Annotated in this window: 16 protein-coding genes; 5 read left to right on the plus strand and 11 right to left on the minus strand. The window is 58.5% G+C overall.

All coding sequences use genetic code 11. The annotated features are described in order from the left end of the window. Positions 1-111: 111 nt before the first annotated feature. Positions 112-999 (minus strand): protease HtpX, encoded by an 888-nt coding sequence (htpX, locus tag HF257_RS28740; RefSeq protein WP_185708808.1) that lies wholly within the window; start codon positions 997-999, stop codon positions 112-114. Between the two features lie 304 nt (positions 1,000-1,303). Next, positions 1,304-2,515, minus strand: coding sequence for a pyridoxal phosphate-dependent aminotransferase (locus tag HF257_RS28745; RefSeq protein WP_017734399.1), 1,212 nt, complete (start codon positions 2,513-2,515; stop codon positions 1,304-1,306). Positions 2,516-2,717: 202 nt separating this feature from the next. Here HF257_RS28745 and msrB point away from each other — a divergent pair, with 202 nt between their 5' ends. The 3 genes from msrB (at position 2,718) to HF257_RS28760 (ending at position 4,299) form a co-directional block, all read left to right on the plus strand. Then, a complete protein-coding gene (gene msrB / locus HF257_RS28750; RefSeq protein WP_185708809.1) occupies positions 2,718-3,110 on the plus strand; it encodes a peptide-methionine (R)-S-oxide reductase MsrB in 393 nt (130 codons plus the stop codon). Positions 3,111-3,325: 215 nt separating this feature from the next. After that, entirely contained in the window at positions 3,326-3,811 is a 486-nt protein-coding gene (locus HF257_RS28755) for a glutathione peroxidase (protein ID WP_185708810.1), read from the plus strand. After that, a complete protein-coding gene (locus HF257_RS28760) occupies positions 3,808-4,299 on the plus strand; it encodes a MarR family winged helix-turn-helix transcriptional regulator (RefSeq protein ID WP_185708811.1) in 492 nt (163 codons plus the stop codon). The genes HF257_RS28755 and HF257_RS28760 overlap by 4 nt, the downstream gene beginning before the upstream one ends. Here HF257_RS28760 and HF257_RS28765 read toward each other — a convergent pair. Then, positions 4,253-6,562 (minus strand): hybrid sensor histidine kinase/response regulator, encoded by a 2,310-nt coding sequence (locus tag HF257_RS28765; protein ID WP_185712133.1) that lies wholly within the window; start codon positions 6,560-6,562, stop codon positions 4,253-4,255. The genes HF257_RS28760 and HF257_RS28765 overlap by 47 nt on opposite strands. Before the next feature lie 165 nt (positions 6,563-6,727). Between HF257_RS28765 and HF257_RS28770 the strand changes: the two genes are divergently transcribed. Further along, a complete protein-coding gene (locus HF257_RS28770) occupies positions 6,728-7,618 on the plus strand; it encodes an ATP-binding protein (RefSeq protein ID WP_185708812.1) in 891 nt (296 codons plus the stop codon). After that, a complete protein-coding gene (locus HF257_RS28775; RefSeq protein ID WP_185708813.1) occupies positions 7,615-8,097 on the plus strand; it encodes a GAF domain-containing protein in 483 nt (160 codons plus the stop codon). The genes HF257_RS28770 and HF257_RS28775 overlap by 4 nt, the downstream gene beginning before the upstream one ends. 5 nt (positions 8,098-8,102) lie before the next feature. Here the strand turns inward: HF257_RS28775 and HF257_RS28780 are convergent, their stop codons facing one another. The 8 genes from HF257_RS28780 to HF257_RS28815 all read right to left on the minus strand — a co-directional run bounded on the left by HF257_RS28780 (position 8,103) and on the right by HF257_RS28815 (position 16,909). Next, positions 8,103-11,759: a transporter substrate-binding domain-containing protein gene (locus HF257_RS28780; RefSeq protein WP_185708814.1), complete on the minus strand. Its 3,657-nt coding sequence runs from the start codon at positions 11,757-11,759 to the stop codon at positions 8,103-8,105. An 8-nt stretch (positions 11,760-11,767) separates the two neighbouring features. Continuing rightward, a complete protein-coding gene (locus HF257_RS28785; RefSeq protein ID WP_185708815.1) occupies positions 11,768-12,394 on the minus strand; it encodes a response regulator transcription factor in 627 nt (208 codons plus the stop codon). A gap of 255 nt (positions 12,395-12,649) precedes the next feature. Further along, a complete protein-coding gene (locus tag HF257_RS28790; protein ID WP_185708816.1) occupies positions 12,650-13,045 on the minus strand; it encodes a response regulator in 396 nt (131 codons plus the stop codon). A 165-nt stretch (positions 13,046-13,210) separates the two neighbouring features. Beyond that, positions 13,211-14,542, minus strand: coding sequence for a deoxyguanosinetriphosphate triphosphohydrolase (locus HF257_RS28795; RefSeq protein WP_185708817.1), 1,332 nt, complete (start codon positions 14,540-14,542; stop codon positions 13,211-13,213). A gap of 71 nt (positions 14,543-14,613) precedes the next feature. Beyond that, on the minus strand, positions 14,614-15,777 hold the full coding sequence (locus HF257_RS28800; RefSeq protein ID WP_185708818.1) for an EAL domain-containing protein: 1,164 nt from the start codon (positions 15,775-15,777) through the stop codon (positions 14,614-14,616). Between the two features lie 91 nt (positions 15,778-15,868). Continuing rightward, positions 15,869-16,210: a hypothetical protein gene (locus tag HF257_RS28805; RefSeq protein WP_185708819.1), complete on the minus strand. Its 342-nt coding sequence runs from the start codon at positions 16,208-16,210 to the stop codon at positions 15,869-15,871. Further along, complete coding sequence (locus tag HF257_RS28810; protein ID WP_033901397.1) at positions 16,207-16,590, minus strand: phage holin family protein; 384 nt, start codon at positions 16,588-16,590, stop codon at positions 16,207-16,209. Before HF257_RS28810 ends, HF257_RS28805 begins: the two co-directional genes overlap by 4 nt. Positions 16,591-16,594: 4 nt before the next feature. Then, positions 16,595-16,909 carry a DUF883 family protein gene (locus tag HF257_RS28815; RefSeq protein WP_185708820.1) on the minus strand — a complete coding sequence of 105 codons (315 nt, stop codon included), beginning with the start codon at positions 16,907-16,909 and terminating at the stop codon, positions 16,595-16,597. Positions 16,910-16,967 lie beyond the last annotated feature (58 nt).

Here is a 16,967-nt window from a genome sequence, read left to right on the forward strand (position 1 = left end):
CAGTTCAACATGTGGTGGCTTGCCTGCGATGACGACCGAAGCCTTTACACAAAAACCACGGGCACCAAAAAGGGCGACCGAAGTCGCCCTTTTTTTGCTTCTGGCGGGCTATCAGCCCCGACGACGCAGTGCGTCAATACGCTCTTCCAGCGGCGGGTGGCTCATGAACAGGCGAGCCAAGCCCTGTTTGATCCCGCCGTTGATCCCGAAGGCGGTCAGGCTGTCCGGCATGTGCACCGGCAGGCCTTGCTCCGAGCGCAGGCGTTGCAGTGCGCCGATCATTGCGCTGGTACCCGCCAGGCGTGCGCCGGCTTCGTCTGCACGGAACTCGCGTTTGCGCGAGAACCACATCACGATCGCGCTGGCCAGGAAGCCCAGGATCACTTCGGCAAAAATGGTCGCCACGAAGTAGGCGATGCCACGGCCTTCTTCGTTCTTGAAGATCACCTTGTCGACAAAGTTGCCGATGATCCGGGCGAAGAACATCACGAAGGTGTTCACCACGCCCTGTACCAGTGCCAGGGTGACCATGTCGCCATTGGCCACGTGGCCGATCTCGTGCGCCAGTACTGCCTTGACTTCATCGGGCGAAAAACGCTCCAGGAGACCCTGGCTGACGGCAACGAGTGCGTCGTTCTTGTTCCAGCCCGTGGCGAAGGCGTTAGCCTCGTAGGCAGGGAAAATCCCCACTTCGGGCATCTTGATACCGGCTTCCCGAGACAATTGCTCCACGGTTTGCATCAGCCATTGTTCGTGGCGGGTGCGTGGTTGGGTAATGATCTGGGTGCTGGTACTCATCTTCGCCATCCACTTGGAGATGAACAGCGAAAACAGCGAGCCGGCAAAACCAAAGACCGCACAGAAAATCAGCAGCTGATTGAGGTTGAGATCAACCCCGTTGGCCGCCATGAACCCGTTGAAGCCGAAAAGGCTCAGGGTGATGCTGGCAATCAGCACGACCGCCAGGTTAGTGGCCAAGAACAGCAGGATGCGCATCATGGTTGTAGAGTTCTCCTCATGCTTAATATGTCGCGTACTGCGGGGTATATAAGGTGCGGCATGGGGTGATTCAACCGAGCGACTATTTCAAACTGTGTCCTACAGCGAGAATGTAGAGCCTTGAAAGGTTTTTCCGACACGCAAAGGACTGGTTGATCAGCACGCGGTTGCGTCGTAGCCCTGTAATTATAGGGGGTAGGTGGGTACGCGGGAGCCAGCAAGGTGAAAGAGTTGGGGGAGGGCAGAGAAGTGTTGCCAGATACTCGCTGTACGACCGATTGTCGGTCGTACAGCGGCACATCCGTTACTGGCGATAGGACTTGAGGAAATTGCCGATGCGACCAATGGCCATGTCCAAGTCATCCACACGCGGCAAAGTCACCACGCGGAAGTGATCCGGCCACGGCCAGTTGAACGCAGTGCCCTGGACCACCAGCAGCTTTTCCGACAGCAGTAGGTCGAGCACAAATTTTTCGTCGTTGAAGATCGGGCAGACTTTTGGGTCGATACGTGGGAAGGCGTACAGCGCGCCCATGGGTTTCACGCAGCTGACGCCCGGAATGGCGTTAAGCAGCTCCCATGTACGGTTGCGTTGTTCCAGCAGGCGGCCCTGGGGCAAGACCAGGTCGTTGATGCTCTGGTAGCCGCCGAGGGCGGTCTGGATCGCGTGTTGGCTCGGCACGTTGGCGCACAGGCGCATGTTGGCCAGCATGTCGATGCCTTCGATGTAGCTCTGGGCGTTGTGCTTGGGGCCGGAAATGGCGATCCAGCCGGAGCGGAAGCCCGCCACGCGGTAGGACTTGGACAGGCCGTTGAACGTCAGGCACAGCAGGTCCGGTGCGAGGGATGCGGTGCACACATGCACGGCGTCATCGTAGAGGATCTTGTCGTAGATCTCGTCGGAGAACACCACCAGGTTGTGCTGGCGCGCCAGTTCGAGCATGCCCAGCAGCACTTCCTTGGAATAGACCGCGCCAGTGGGGTTGTTCGGGTTGATGATCACCAGCGCCTTTGTGTTCGGGGTGATCTTGGCCTTGATGTCGGCCAGGTCCGGGAACCAGTCGGCGCCTTCGTCACACAGGTAATGCACCGGGTGGCCTCCGGCCAGGGTCACGGCGGCAGTCCACAGCGGGTAGTCCGGTGCCGGTACCAGTACTTCGTCACCGTTGTTGAGCAGGGCTTGCATCGACATCACGATCAGTTCGGAGACGCCGTTGCCCAGGTAGATGTCTTCGATGCCGACACCTTCGACCTGCTTCTGCTGGTAGTACTGCATCACCGCCTTGCGGGCGCTGAACAAACCCTTGGAGTCACTGTAGCCTTGTGCGGTCGGCAGGTTGCGGATCACGTCCTGGAGAATTTCGTCCGGCGCTTCGAAACCAAAGGGCGCCGGATTGCCGATGTTCAGCTTGAGGATGCGATGGCCTTCCTCTTCCAGGCGCTTGGCGTGCTTGAGCACTGGGCCGCGAATGTCATAGCAGACGTTGGCGAGCTTGTTCGATTTGCTGACCTGCATGGCGATGTGATCCTGAAAATGAACGATCCAGACGGTAGGGACACTACCGTACTGTGAATCCTGCGCGGCCCGCACCCATAAATACGTTTGAATGCCGGTAGCGCGGGTGCCAGACTGGCGTTTTGAAGAGGCGCAATCATACGTGCCACCTGATCTACGGAAAAGATACAGATCAGGGTTTTTCAGTTGCCGAGGTGTACCGATGGAAAAGTTGCAGAAAACCCTTCAGGAATGGCAGGACATGCTCGACCCGGCGCAGTACCAGGTGTGCCGTCTCAAAGGCACCGAGCGCCCGTTCTCCGGCAAGTACAACGCCACCACTGCCGACGGCGTCTACCACTGTATTTGCTGCAACGAGCCGCTGTTCGACTCCAAGACCAAATTCGATGCTGGCTGCGGCTGGCCCAGCTTCTACGAACCCATTGCCGACAGTGCGATGATCGAAATCCGTGACGTCAGCCACGGCATGATCCGAACCGAAGTCACTTGCGCCAAGTGCGACGCGCACTTGGGCCATGTGTTCCCGGACGGCCCGCCGCCGACCGGCTTGCGGTACTGCATCAACTCGGTATGCCTGGACTTCGTACCACGCTAGTTGTAGTGAGCGGGCTTGTCCCGCGCTGGGGGGCGAAGCCGCCCCAACAAGGCCACCGCAGTGTTTCATAAAATACCGAGGTGCCTGGATTTAGGGCGGCTTCGCCCCCCAGCGCGGGACAAGCCCGCTCACTACAAGAACGCATTATTAAATTGCGTACAATTGAATTGATCGCTATGTTTATCCTCTTTCCCCCTTGTTACCGAGGCACTGCCATGAGCGACAACCTGCTGAGCATCCCTTGTACCACCATCAAAGGTGAGCAAAAGACCTTGGCCGACTTTTCCGGCAAAGCCATTCTGGTGGTCAACACGGCCAGCAAATGCGGCTTCACCCCGCAGTACAAGGGGCTGGAAGAGCTCTGGCAGCAGTACAAGGACCAAGGCCTGGTGGTGCTGGGTTTTCCCTGCAACCAGTTCGGCAAGCAGGAGCCGGGTAACGAAGGCGCGATTTCCGAATTCTGCGAGCTGAACTTCGGCGTCAGCTTCCCGCTGTTCAAGAAGATCGACGTAAATGGCAGCGATGCCCACCCACTGTTTGTGCAGTTGAAAAAACAGGCGCCGGGCCTGCTGGGCTCCAAGGGCATCAAGTGGAATTTCACCAAGTTCCTGATCGGTCGCGACGGCCAAGTGGTCAAGCGCTTCGCCCCGACCACCAAGCCCCAGGACCTGACCCAAGAGATCGAAGCCCTGCTCAAATGACCAACCAGCCCAACATCTCCCTGGCCCTCGACGACCAGCTGTGTTTCAAGCTCTACGCCGCGTCCCGGGCGGTGACCCGTGCCTACAAGCCGATGCTGGACCAATTGGGCCTGACCTACCCGCAATACGTGGTGATGCTGGTGCTCTGGGAGTGGCATGACACGCGCCCGTCGCAACCCACCGTCAAGGCGTTGGGCGAACGCCTGATGCTCGACTCGGGCACATTGACGCCATTGCTTAAACGCCTGGAGCAGCTCGAATGGGTGCGCCGCCGCCGCAGTGCCAAGGATGAGCGGGAAGTGCACCTGAGCCTGAGTGAAACCGGTGTGCAACTGCGCGACGAGACCCACCGCCTCAAGACCCGTTTGTTGTGCGACAGCGGTATCGACCTGAACCAGGCCGATGCCTTGCGCGCGGGCCTGGATCAGTTGCTCCGGCAGATCAAAGATTTGTCGCCTTCGGTACCCACAGATCCAGCAGCCCGTTAAGTTCTTCGCGACGGAACGGTTTGGCCAGATAGTCATTCATTCCCGCCGCCCGGCAACGCTCGCGTTCTTCGGACAGAGCGTTGGCGGTCAGGGCGACGATCGGCAGGTCCGGCCAGCGTCCACTGCGGCGAATCTGCCGACTGGCTTCGTAGCCATCCATCACGGGCATGTTGCAGTCCATCAACACCATATCGAAAGGTTGTTCCTCAAGTCGTTTGAGCGCTTCGCCACCATGCGCCGCCACAATCACTTCACACCCCAGCTTGCTGAGCATGCCCTTGGCCACCAGTTGGTTGACTGGATTGTCTTCCACCAACAGGATCCGCGCGCGGTGTGCCAGCGGGGCGGCTTCCATTTGGATCGGGTCGAGGATCAATTGGGCTTCGCTACGCAAATTGCGTTGCAGGATCTGGTACAGCGCATTGCGGCTCAACGGTCGTGCCTGTTGCTGCAACGGGGCCAGTGCCGCCACTTCTTCGCTGGGCATAAAGTTGCCATACGCCGTCACCAGCAGGATCGGTGCGGTGATGCTGGGGCGCAGGCTAAACAGGCATTGCGGGCAGTCAGTGATCAATAAGTCTGGCGTTTGCCCACTGACATCTTCGTCGCGCGGGAAACAGCGGGGCGTCAGTCCCCAATGGGGGAGCAGGGTGGTGAGCAGCTCCGTCAGGCCGCTGTCTGCACTGGTAATGGCGATCACTTCGCCCTGAAGTGGCGTAACCCGCACGGCGGGCAAGTGAGTCGGTAGCGGCAGTTCGGCGCAGAACTGGCTGCCAAAGCCCACCTCAGAACTGATGCTCAAGCGGCCGTTCATTGCCTCGCACAGGTTATGCGTCAGCGCCAGGCCCAGTCCTGTGCCACCGAACTGGCGGGTGATACCGGCACCGGCCTGTGTGAACGGCTGGAAGATTTTCACCTGGGCTTCCTGCGCGATGCCGATGCCGGTATCGCACACTTCAATGCGGACCCGGCCGTCCGCGCTGCTGAGGCGAACATCCACCCGACCGAAACGCGTGAACTTCAGGGCGTTGGACAGCAGGTTGCTGACGATCTGCCGCACCCGGGTCGGGTCACCCAGCACCTGGGCTGGAAATTGCGGATCGATCAGGCAGGTCAGCTCGACACTCGGCGCGGCGTTCTGCGATAGCAGGTTGGCGGTGTCTTCCACTTGTGCGCCCAAGTCGAACGGGATGCGCTCCAGCTCCAGTTGACCAGCATCGAACTTGGACAGATCGAGGATATCGTTGAGCAACTCCACCAGCACCTTGCCCGAATCATGGGCAATGGACAGTTGCTGGCGTTGCTCGGCGTTGAGCGGGCTGTCCAGCGACAGGGCGATCATGCCCAACAGGCCGTTGAGCGGCGTGCGGATTTCATGGCTCATGTTCGCCAGGAACGCCGCCCGCGCCTGAGCCATGCCCAATGCATTTATCTTCGCCGCTTCCAGCTCATCGTTGGACTGGCTCAGGCGCTGGTTACTGGCTTTAAGTTCGAGCGTACGGGCAGAGACGATGTCTTCCAACTGTCCCAGGTACTCGGTCAGCCGGTCTTCGGCGTGACGCCGTTGCTGGATTTCTGTCTCCATGTTTTCGAACTGCTGGTTAGCGACGTTGACCAGTACGCCGATTTCGTCATGCTCGTGCCCTGGTGGGCAGTCCAGGCGCGCCTGTTTACGATTGCTCAGTTCACGGATCACGCGCACCAAAGGTTGGGTGAGCATGACGTAGAACAGCGCTAGCAGGATGCCCGTCAGCAGCAGGCTGCGGGCGAATCCGTTGAGCAAGGTTATTTCGGCGCGGTGCAGGAAGCGGCTGCCAAAGGCGTAGGTGTCCACGTCGAGGCGCAGTACGCCCAGGGATTCATTGGGCATATGGCTCAGGAACAGACGGTCTTCGAACTGCCGGTTGGCACCAAACAGGAAATCACTGATGGGGCGGTAGGCACTTTCCTTGCGAGGCCGGTCGACATCCGCCAGTACCACGCCATTGTTGTCGATCAACCGTGCGTGAATGATCGCAGGGGAGCGCAACAGGCCAAGGGTCAACTCCTGGGCTAGTTCGGCATCGATGTTGTAGGCGATGCGTGACGCCGGGTTGTGGCTGATTTCCAGCAGCGAAGCAATTTCACGGTTGATGGATGCGTCTTCGCTGGCATAATCAATGCCGATTTGGATCAGGCTGAGCAAGGTTCCCAAGACGAAACCGACCAGCACAGTCAATCTGGCTTGTTTATAAGACAAGCGGTGGGCGAACTTGATATCCATCGAGTGTTGAGCCACTTCACGTTTCCCTTCGCCCGGCAAGCATAGCTGAACATCCACAGGCTCTGGCTTACCCGGCATGAATCGTTTTTTTTATGCAGCCTTGTGCGGTCTGCCGCAGGGCTGCCAATACGCCATCTTTTGCAAAAACTTGCCAGAGGAATCATCGTGGATAGTCGATTGAATGCCTTTCTTGAACGGGCCGACGCCGTACTCGCACGCCTGGAACCCTTGTTGCCCGCGCCTCGTCAAACCATCGACTGGGACCACTGCCTGGCTGCCCGTTGGCAGCGAGAAGGCCGTGCAGGCTTCCTGTTGCCGCTTGAAGTGAGCCTGGACATGCGCCTGTCCGACCTGATCGGCGTGGACAAGCAACGTGAGCAACTGGCTCGTAACACGCAGCAATTCCTTGATGGCCTGCCCGCCAACCATGCGTTGCTGTGGGGGTCGCGTGGCACCGGTAAGTCGTCGATGGTACGTGCCCTGCTGGCCCAGCACGCCAAGGCCGGTTTGCGCCTGATCGAAATCGAGCGTGATCACCTGGCCGACCTGCCGCGTGTGGTCGAGCAACTGCTCAAGCTGCCGCAACGTTTTATCTTGTTCTGCGATGACTTGTCGTTTGAAGCGGGCGAAGGCGACTACCGCGTGCTCAAAAGTGTGCTGGATGGCTCGCTGGAGCAGGCCCCGGAAAACGTCTTGCTGTATGCCACCTCCAACCGCCGCCACCTGGTGCCGGAAAACCAAAGCGACAACGACAACTGGAAACGCGTGGATGGTGAGTTGCACCCCAGCGAAGCGGTGGAAGACAAGATTGCCTTGTCCGACCGCTTTGGCCTGTGGCTGTCGTTCTATCCGTTCACCCAGGAGCACTTCCTGGACGTGGTGGAACACTGGATCGGTGAACTGGCGAACAAGGCCGGTTTGCAATGGCAGCGCGATGAAACCCTCGACATTCTTGCCGTGCGCTGGGCGACCGGGCGTGGCAACCGCAACGGTCGTTGCGCGTATCAATTCGCCCGTTACTGGGTGGGCCTCAAATTGCTGGAGCGTCAACCATGATCGACCTACAACACGCCGGCACCGGCCTGGATGGCTATGCCATGCTCTGCGCGCAGCTGGAATCGCTGCTGGCCGACGAGCGCGACTTTATCGCCAACAGCGCGCAGTTCTCTGCGTTTCTGTTCAATCAGTTGGACGATCTGAACTGGGCCGGTTTCTATCTCAATCGCAATGAAGAACTGGTACTGGGGCCATTTCAGGGTCAGATTGCCTGCGTGCGTATTCCGTTCGGGCGTGGTGTGTGCGGCGCGGCCGCTGCGTCCCGACAGACCCAGCGGGTGGAAGATGTGCATGCGTTTGCCGGGCATATTGCCTGTGACAGCGCATCGAACAGCGAGCTGGTGGTGCCGCTGGTCAAGGACGGTAAGTTGGTTGGCGTCCTTGACCTCGATAGCCCATCGCTGGCCCGCTTTACCGCACAGGATCAGGCGGGTATCGAACAGCTGGCGGCGATTTTCCTGCGCTTGACCGACTGCTGATCCCATTAAGGGGGGCCAGGCGCCCCTTTTTCGTTATCCAGGTCCTGGAGCTGTGCCTGCAGTACCCTTTCCAGCTCGAGCATGTATTTTTCCAGGGCCTTCACACCGGACTCGATCAGAGACCGGTCTTCGCCACGGGCACAGTTCTGTTCGAGGGTCTCGCACTGCCCGGCCAATAAGGTCGCCTGAACGATACGGGCGGCGCCTTTGATCTTGTGGGCCTGTTCGATGATGTCCTGGGGCGATGCCTGCCTGGCCATTAGTCCGAGCAGTTCCAGTCGATCATGACGACTGCTGCTCAAGAGTTCCTCCAGCAGGCGTCGGCTCATCTGTGGATCGCCGCCGGTAAGGGCCTCGAAATCGCTGAGGTCTAGAGCCAGGCTGGTAGGTTGCGGGGCTATTTGTCCCAGGTGCCGTTCCAGTGCAGTGAGGCTGATGGGCTTGAACAGGCAATCGTTCATGCCGGCTTGTGCGCAGCGGAGTTTTTCTTCGGGCTGAGCGTTGGCGGTAAAGCCCAGCACTACGCACGGCGTAAGTTGTTCACGCTGTTCATACTCGCGAATCGAGCGGCTCAGTTCGTAGCCATTCATGATGGGCATGTTGCAGTCGGCTATGACCAGGTCGAAGTGCTCGTGACGCCAGGCCAAAAAACCAGCCGCACCGTGGTTGGCGGCGGTGAACTGGTGTCCCAGGTAAGCCAGTTGCTGGCACATCAACAGGCGGTTCGCCGGATGATCGTCTACGACCAGCACATTCAGCACTGGCGCGGTAACTTGTGTCACGGGCATGATTTCCTCTACCACGTGCATGGGCTGCAGCTGGGTCATTTTCAGGCTGATATGCACCTGTGTGCCTACCATTGGCACGCTGCTCAAGCTCAATTGCCCGCCCATCATTGCGCACAGGCTGCGGCAGATCACCAATCCCAGTCCTGCACCGCTCCTGGCCAAATGCCCTGAGTTGTCAGCTTGGGCGAAGGGTTCGAACAGGCGCAACTGGTCATCCCGGCTGATGCCGATGCCGGTGTCTTCCACTACCAGTTTCATTTCGATTTGCTGCGCCAGATCGGTGGGCAATACCTCCACTTTGATTTTTACTTGGCCGCGCTCGGTGAACTTGATCGCGTTGCTGATCAGGTTGGACAACACCTGCTTGAAACGCAGCGGGTCGATCAGCACATCGGTATTGTCCAGCTCGGGATTGAACTCCAGCAACAAACTGAGGGTTTTCTGGCGGGCCAGGCCGTCGAACACGCGTACCACCGACTCGATCACCTCCCGCAGGTTGACGCGCTCAGGCGCCAGGCTCAGGCGGCCGGACTCGATGCGTGCGATGTCGAGAATATCGCCGATCAGTTCCAGCAGATCTTTAGCCGAGTTGTACGCAACCTCGATGGCCGGGCGATCGAGATGACCTTGGTCGGCCCGCTTGAGAGTCAGCTCCAACATGCCGATCACCGCGTTCATCGGGGTGCGGATTTCATGGCTCATGGTGGCAAGGAACGTGCTCTTGGCCCGGTTGGCTTCGTCGGCGCGCTCCTTGGCGGCGCGAATTTCGTCGAACAACTGGCGTCGTTCACTGATGTCGATCCAGCCACCGATGATGCCTTGGACATCGCCGATGGAGTCACGGTACGGCAGGATCCAGTGGTAAATCGTGAGTTTTTTTCCGGCAATATTCAGGGTCCGATCCAGGATCATCGGATTGCCTTCGGCCATCACTCGCTGGTAATCGGCATGATATTGCACCGCATCCGTTTCCAGGGCCGCGCTCATCTGGATCGCGCTTTTACCGATTACCTCTTCGCGCTTAACGTTGAATACTTGCAGGTAGCTGTCGTTGCAGGTCTGCAGCAAGCCTTTGCGATCGCGTACGTAGATAGGGTGTGGCGTTTCATTGACCAGCGCACGCATGAATTCGAACTGATCATTGAGGGCGCGCTCGGCCATCTTGCGGTGTTTGATCTGGCGGCGCATATAGGCGTTCCAGGTCAGGGAAATCAGCAACAGCAGCCCGGTGCCAATAATGATTTGGGTAATCAGTTGGTGGTAGTTGCGCCAATAACTGTCGGAGGCCGCGGTGTAGCCGCGCCAGCGGCTGTTGATCACGCCCAGCTCATCGGGGGCGATGCTCAGTAACGCCTTGTCCAGAATCGAGCTGAGTTCGGTGGCTCGACGTGAAGTGGCTAATGAAAATATGGCAGGCATCGTGCCGACGCTGAAGCTGATTTGAATCTTGTCCAGGAACGTGGGGGAGGAGAGGAAATAGTTGGCGATTACCAATGTATTTACAGCGCCGTCGACATGCCCTTGTACAAGCAGTTCAGCGGATTTGAAATTGTCGCCTGTTTCTACCAGTTGAATGTTCGGAAAGTTTTCGCGTAGAAACGTTGCCATTGGACTGCCTTGCGTGACGGCCAGGCGCTTGCCTTGCATTTCCTCCAGGCTGGTCGGCGCGTGGTTATCCTTGCGCGTCAACATCACATAGGAGTTTTCCAGGTAGGGGCGACTGAAATTCAATCGAGCCTCCCGCTCTGTACTGGGTACGATCGCGCCGATGATGTCGGCCTTTCCGCCGTCGACTTGTTCAATCATCGCTTGAACAACTCGTTCGCACTGTATCTCGAAGCGCAAGCCCGTACGCAGGCGAACCAGTTCCAGCAGGTCGGCGGTGATGCCGCGAAAGTTGCCGTCCGTGTCGAAGAAGGTCAGGGGGGCGAAGGTTTCATTCACGATCACTTTGACCACCGGATGGTCTTTCAGCCAGCGCTCCTCGCGCGGGCTCAGTTGCAGCTTCTTGTCGGTCAGCAAGATATCGCTGCCGGCACTCCAGCGTTTGGCGATCGTTTCTCGTTCATTGGTGGGTACGGCTGTCAGAACGGCGTCGACGATGCCAGCGAGGGTTGTTTGATACCGGAGCATGGCAAAGCTGAACCCGTACGCCTCGTGTTTGCCGAAGTTGGCCATTCGAATGTTTTTCAGGTAGCCCTTGTTGATCATGTAGTGAGTGGAAATGGTATCGCCGAGGAACACATCTGCCTGGTCGAATGCCACGGCATTTAGCGCGTTTTGATAAGAGGGGTAGGCGCGGATGATCGCTTTGGGGTAGAGCTTTTCCACTTCACCCATGGGCAGGTAGTGATAGACCAGGGCCAGGCGCATACCGGCCAGGCCGTCGCTGAGGCTGCGGGTTTCACCTTCACGAGTGACCAGCACCGGCTGGTCTACGGCATACGGCTTGGACAGGGTGAGGTTCTGGTTTTCTGCTTCAAAGCCGTTGGAGGAGCCGAGTAAATCAATTTCCCCGGCTTCAAGTGCGTGGATGGCGGCCTCCCGTGAGGGGTAGCGCAGTACTTTCACCGGCAAAGCCAGCACTTTTGCCAGCAGGCCGGCGTAGTCGGCGGTAAGGCCCTCATAGTCACGCCCGCTGGAGGTGAGGTCAAAGGGAGGGTAGTCAGGTGAGGAAGTGCCCAGCACCAATTCGCGCTTGTTCTGCAGCCATTGGCGTTGGGTCTTGTCCAAATGGGTTTCCAATTGAACGGAGCCTGCGCGGCTCAATAAGGTGAAATGTTCCGGGCCCGTTTGATGGTTCGCGAGCACGGCGGTGCTAAAGCACAAGCCGGCACTCAATGTAAATAGATAGTCCTTTATACGCCTGGGCATCCGCATTCTCACACTAGCGCGTTTCGTTTTGCCATCTCGATAAGTTCTACCAAGGATTTGGCTTGAAGTTTTTGCATGAGCCTCTTTTTATAAGTGCTGACGGTTTTATTACTTAGGAACATGCCTTTGGCAATTTCCTTATTGGTGCGGCCTTGTGCAAAAAGTTGCAAGACCATTAGTTCCCTGTCGTTGACGCCCTTGAACAGTTCAAGTTCCTGGGCTTCGATGCCGTCGACACCGCCGGCGCTCAAGGCCTGACTGGGGAAGTAGTTATAGCCGGACAGCACCGCCCGAATGGCGCTGAGCAACTCGCTCAGGTCACCTTCCTTGCACACGTAGCCGTCGGCACCCGAGCGCATGCAGCGCGTAGCGAACAGGGTTGGGGACTGGGCCGTCAGTATCAGTGTCTTCATCGGCGTATTCATCGCGTTGAATCGGCATAGCACTTCAAGCCCATCCAGTTTCGGAATACTGATATCCAGAATGATGAGATCGGGCAGACATTCGCGGACCATTTGTATGGCGTCGCATCCATTATCCGTTTCACCCACCACTTTGTAGCCTTCGTGTTCTAGCAACATTCGAATGGCAAGCCGTATAACCGGGTGGTCATCAATAATAAAAACTGTGTTCATGATCATATTCCATGCAAGTGCAAATAAAGCGGGCACATTAGCTCAGAAGAAGAGGGGGAAGCATGAAGTGGAGGGGGAGCAGATATAAAACAGGAAATATCCTACATAAAAAAAGGTATATGCCTACTGGTTGGTAAGGCTTTGGGAAGCTGCATATAAACAATTCGAAGCTGCGCAGGCTCAGGAATGAGTAAAGGGATTTAACTGTATTCCTTAAGGTGATTTTCCTGGTGTGTTACGTTTAAAGTCCTACATTTACGATCTAAGTAAAGGTTTGATCAGCGCTATAAGTGCATCTTTATTCAAAGGCTTCGATAAATAGCCTAGCAGGGGTAGTTCGCGTTTAAACGCCTGAATTTTCAGGGCCACCAGCTCTTCGGTGGGCAGTCCGCTTAGAAGAATGGCGCAATTGATAAAGCGCCGGCGGCTGGCAATCTCAATCAATTCGAGGCCGGGAAGATCAGGCAGGCATTGATCGCATAGGATGATGTCGAAAGGGGTTTCGGCCTGCGTCATCGAGCGGATCGCCTGTTCCGCATTTTCCGCAGGGGTCAGTTGGTCGAAACCAAAGCTTCTGAGCAGGCATTGGGTGGCCAGCAATTGAAAGGGATGGTCCTCCACTAACAGGATGCTAACGGGGTATCTGGGCATAGAGGGCACACAGTGAGTCAAACATCAATGAGGGGCGTGTAGGAGGCATACGCCCGGAGCGTGCGTGATTATTCTTCGGCTAGGTGTGCGAATTCGATCAGGCCGCTCTGTTCCCACCGTAGGGAGATTCTTTTCAGGGAACAGGCAGCGTGACAGAGCAGGTAGTTATTGTGGGCTGGAGCGTCCGGTCATTTCTCGCGCCATCTCGGTGGCATAGCTGTCGGTCATCCCGGCGATAAAGTCGATCATGCGCAGGAACGAGGCGTGCAACGGCCATGCGGGGTTCGGTGCGTTATTGCCCAGCAAGTCGAGAATGCGCCGGTTCTTGAATGATGGTGTACGTCCGCCATGCTGCTCCAGAGCAGCTCCGCAGAAGGCGTTCAAGAGGATTTCCAGGGTGGTGTAGGCGCCGATTTCATGCAGCGTCTTGCGCTTGTCCTGGAAGATTTTCTTGCGGGCCATGTCCTTGGCATCCAGCACACAGCGTTTGGCAGGGCCATGCATGTGCTCCACCAGATCGCCAGGCAGTGAGCCGGCCAGCAGGGCATCCTGCTGCTCGACAAAGGCCCGGGCTGCGGCGTTGGTCAAATGCTCGATGGCCTTGCCACGCAGGATCGCCAGCTTGCGACGCCGAGAGTCTTGGGAACCGAGCTGTCGATAGGTCTGTGGCAGGTCGTCGCCAACCAGGTCAAGCAGCAACGACTCGACTTCGGCGTATTCGAGCAGCTCCATTTCCAGGCCGTCTTCCAGATCGATCAAGGCGTAGCAGATGTCATCCGCGGCTTCCATCAGATACACCAACGGGTGGCGGGCCCAACGCTGCTCCTCCAGTTGCGGCAGGCCAAGCTTGTGTGCGATCTGCTCAAGAATCGGCAATTCACTCTGGTAGCAACCGAACTTGTGTTTCTTGTAGCCCAGCGAATCAGCGTGGCGCGCTGTCCAGGGGTACTTCAGGTAAGTGCCCAGGGTCGCGTAGGTCAACCGCGTGCCGCCGTCGAACTGGTGGTATTCCAGTTGGGTCAGCACGCGGAAACCTTGGGCATTGCCTTCGAAGTTGAGGAAGTCATTGCGTTCAGCGGTGCTCATGTCGTCCAGCCAGCCGCGTCCTGCCGCCTGTTGGAACCAGTGGCGAATCGCATCTTCGCCGGAGTGCCCGAACGGTGGGTTGCCGATGTCATGGGCCAGGCAGGCCGATTGCACCACCATGCCCAGGTCGCTCGGGTCGCACCAGTCGGGCAGGGCGTCGCGCAGGGTTTCACCCACGCGCATGCCGAGGGAGCGGCCCACGCAGCTGACTTCCAGGGAGTGGGTCAGGCGCGTATGGATATGGTCGTTGCTGGACACCGGGTGCACTTGGGTCTTGCGGCCCAGGCGGCGAAACGCGCCGGAGAAGATGATGCGATCATGGTCTTTGTGAAAGGGGCTGCGGCCCAGTTCCTCCGGGCTGTGCAGGGGCTTTCCAAGGCGTTCGCGGGTAAGCAGGGTGGGCCAATCCAAGGCGAGTACTCTCCGTGCGGTGAATGACCCCCCCAGCTTCCCGGTTCAGCGCGGCCTGGGCAAGCGAAAATCTACAGCCCGGCTGCGTCGATATCGATTAACAGCAAGCGCTGACCGTTATCGAAGAATTGTCCGGCGGTGAGGCAGTACTGATTGCTCGTTGCATCACGGTAGGTCGACGACAGGGTCAGGCGTCGCTCCTCCCATCCTTCGGCGAGCAGGTGATAGAAATACGGGCGCCATGACCAGTTGTGCCCCAGGTAGCGGCTGTCGGCCTGCCAGGCATCCTGGCGCCACTCGAAGTTGGGGGTCAGTTGGGTGCCATGGGGGTCGCACTGGTAAAACCGCAGCAGCCAGGGAAAGGCCGGCAGTTGGGGTAACTGGCTCAGTGGAGCCTGAGCCTGGGCCCAGGCTTGCAGGATCTTCATCAGCTCGGCCAATTGTTCCCGCAAGTGCATGACTCGCTCTCGCTCCGCCAGTTTTTGCTGGACGTATTCGCCGCGCAGTTCGGCAAAGCGTGGCACGAAAGCGTCGGCGGCGAACCAATCCAGCTGCGCCTGTGCAAACAGATAACCCTGTACATAACGCGAGCCACACTCCAGGGCAAAGCTCAACTGCGCTTCGGTTTCCACGCCTTCGGCGATGATCCAGCAGCCGGTCTTCTCGGCCATCTGTGCCAGCGCTCGTACCACCTCACTGCTCGGCCCGCCCCGCGCAGCTTCCTGGAACAGGCGCATGTCCAGCTTGAGAATGTCCGGCTGCAAGGCCAGCACCCGGTCCAACTGTGAATAACCAGCGCCGAAGTCATCGATGGCGATGCGTGCACCGGCCTCACGGTAACGCGCTACCACATCCGCCAGGCGCCGGATATCGCCGTCCAGTTCGGTGATCTCGAACACGATGCGCCGCGGGTCCACTCCGTGGTTGTGAATCTGCTTGAGGCTCGGCAGTGCCTGGCCCGGGCGCAGGCGGTTGATCCAGCGCGGTGAGATGTTCAGGCTCAGGAACCAGTCTTCGGGAGCTTCATGCAAGCGGCTCAAGGCGTTGTCGCGAATCTGTCGGTCGAGGCGGCGCAAGGTCACGCTCGGGGTCCGTGGGTCGGCGAACAACGGGCCTACAGACTGCAAGCGGCCGTCAGCCTGGCGCAGGCGGCCGAGCGCCTCGACGCCGGCGATACGGCCAGTGGCCGTGTCGATAAACGGCTGGAAGCAGGCGAGCGGTTGCCCGTCGATCACAGGGCCTCCTTAAGAGAGGTGGCGAAAAAAAGGCCCGGCCTCAAAACAAGGGCCGGGCCGATTCTGTTAGCAAGAATGCAGCCAGTCAGGCTCAACTTTTGCGCGACGTACCCTGCATGGCCAATTTAATCAGCGGGATCAGGCCGGCACCGAGCCGTACCAGGCGAGTCAGGCTGCCGATACTGCCGCCCTTGGCACCCTTGCCGGTAAAAAAGCCCATCAGGGTGACCGCGGCCACACCCCACAGCGGCGCGTGCTTGATGCCCAGGCTGTCCTGCCAGTTTTGGCCCAGGTTGCGCACCTTGGTCAGCGGCACCAGCAGTTGCTGAGATTCGTGGCGGATCTCCTGACGGTGCATTTCCATGCGCAGGCGGATGAGCGCCTTGCGCATTTCCCGCCGTGAAGTGTTTTTCGGTATCTCAGTCAGGCTCATGGCAGCAGGCGCTCCCGGTCATTGGCCAGCTCTTCGAGAGTGGCGTGGAACGGCGTGGATTCATCGAATACCGCCGCTTTCAAACGCACTCCGCAAAAGGCTGCGGCCAGGGTGTAGAACACGCAGAGGCAAATGATCCCCGTAAGACGGTAGCCGGTGTCCCACACCAGGATCATTACCAGGGTCGACAACCCCACCAGCAGCAATAGCGCAAACACCAGCGCCAGGCCGGCGAACAGCAGCAGGCTGACCGTGCGTGCCTTCTGTTCCTGCAGTTCGATGCCAAACAGTTCGACGTGGCTGTGCAGCAGGCCAAGCACGGCTGCGCCCAGACGCCTTGAGGTTGTGCCCGTAGACGAGCCGGTTTCGCCGATAGACATAGGGTTAGCGCCTTGTAGCCAGCAGGCCGATCAAAAAGCCCACGCCGGCGGCAATGCCCACCGACTGCCAGGGGTTGGCCTGCACGTAGTCTTCGGTGGCGGTGACAGCGGCCTGGCCGCGTTCGCGCAGGGAGTCTTCGGTCAGTTGAAGGGTTTCACGGGCCTTGAGCAGGCTGTCATGGATCTTGGTCCGCAGCTCGTCGGCCTGGTCCCCGGCCAACACCTTGGTGTCATCCAGCAGTTTTTCGGTGTCACTGACCAGGGTTTGAAAATCCGCCAGCAGTATTTCTTGAGCAGTCTTTGCAGTTCTTCTGGCCATGGTTATCTCCGTGATTGGCTGATCTTTACATTTGTTTTCGAGTCACCGGCATCGGTGA

This window comes from Pseudomonas cremoris, from assembly GCF_014230465.1.

Bases quoted from the DNA above. Each gene is read 5' to 3' on its own strand.
- htpX (WP_185708808.1), bottom strand. From the start codon at position 999: ATGATGCGCATCCTGCTGTTCTTGGCCACTAACCTGGCGGTCGTGCTG.
- HF257_RS28780 (WP_185708814.1), bottom strand. From the start codon at position 11,759: ATGCCCAGGCGTATAAAGGACTATCTATTTACATTGAGTGCCGGCTTG.
- HF257_RS28810 (WP_033901397.1), bottom strand. From the start codon at position 16,590: ATGTCTATCGGCGAAACCGGCTCGTCTACGGGCACAACCTCAAGGCGT.
- HF257_RS28775 (WP_185708813.1), top strand. From the start codon at position 7,615: ATGATCGACCTACAACACGCCGGCACCGGCCTGGATGGCTATGCCATG.
- HF257_RS28765 (WP_185712133.1), bottom strand. From the start codon at position 6,562: ATGGATATCAAGTTCGCCCACCGCTTGTCTTATAAACAAGCCAGATTG.
- HF257_RS28760 (WP_185708811.1), top strand. From the start codon at position 3,808: ATGACCAACCAGCCCAACATCTCCCTGGCCCTCGACGACCAGCTGTGT.
- msrB (WP_185708809.1), top strand. From the start codon at position 2,718: ATGGAAAAGTTGCAGAAAACCCTTCAGGAATGGCAGGACATGCTCGAC.
- HF257_RS28790 (WP_185708816.1), bottom strand. From the start codon at position 13,045: ATGCCCAGATACCCCGTTAGCATCCTGTTAGTGGAGGACCATCCCTTT.
- HF257_RS28755 (WP_185708810.1), top strand. From the start codon at position 3,326: ATGAGCGACAACCTGCTGAGCATCCCTTGTACCACCATCAAAGGTGAG.
- HF257_RS28805 (WP_185708819.1), bottom strand. From the start codon at position 16,210: ATGAGCCTGACTGAGATACCGAAAAACACTTCACGGCGGGAAATGCGC.
- HF257_RS28785 (WP_185708815.1), bottom strand. From the start codon at position 12,394: ATGAACACAGTTTTTATTATTGATGACCACCCGGTTATACGGCTTGCC.
- HF257_RS28745 (WP_017734399.1), bottom strand. From the start codon at position 2,515: ATGCAGGTCAGCAAATCGAACAAGCTCGCCAACGTCTGCTATGACATT.
- HF257_RS28815 (WP_185708820.1), bottom strand. From the start codon at position 16,909: ATGGCCAGAAGAACTGCAAAGACTGCTCAAGAAATACTGCTGGCGGAT.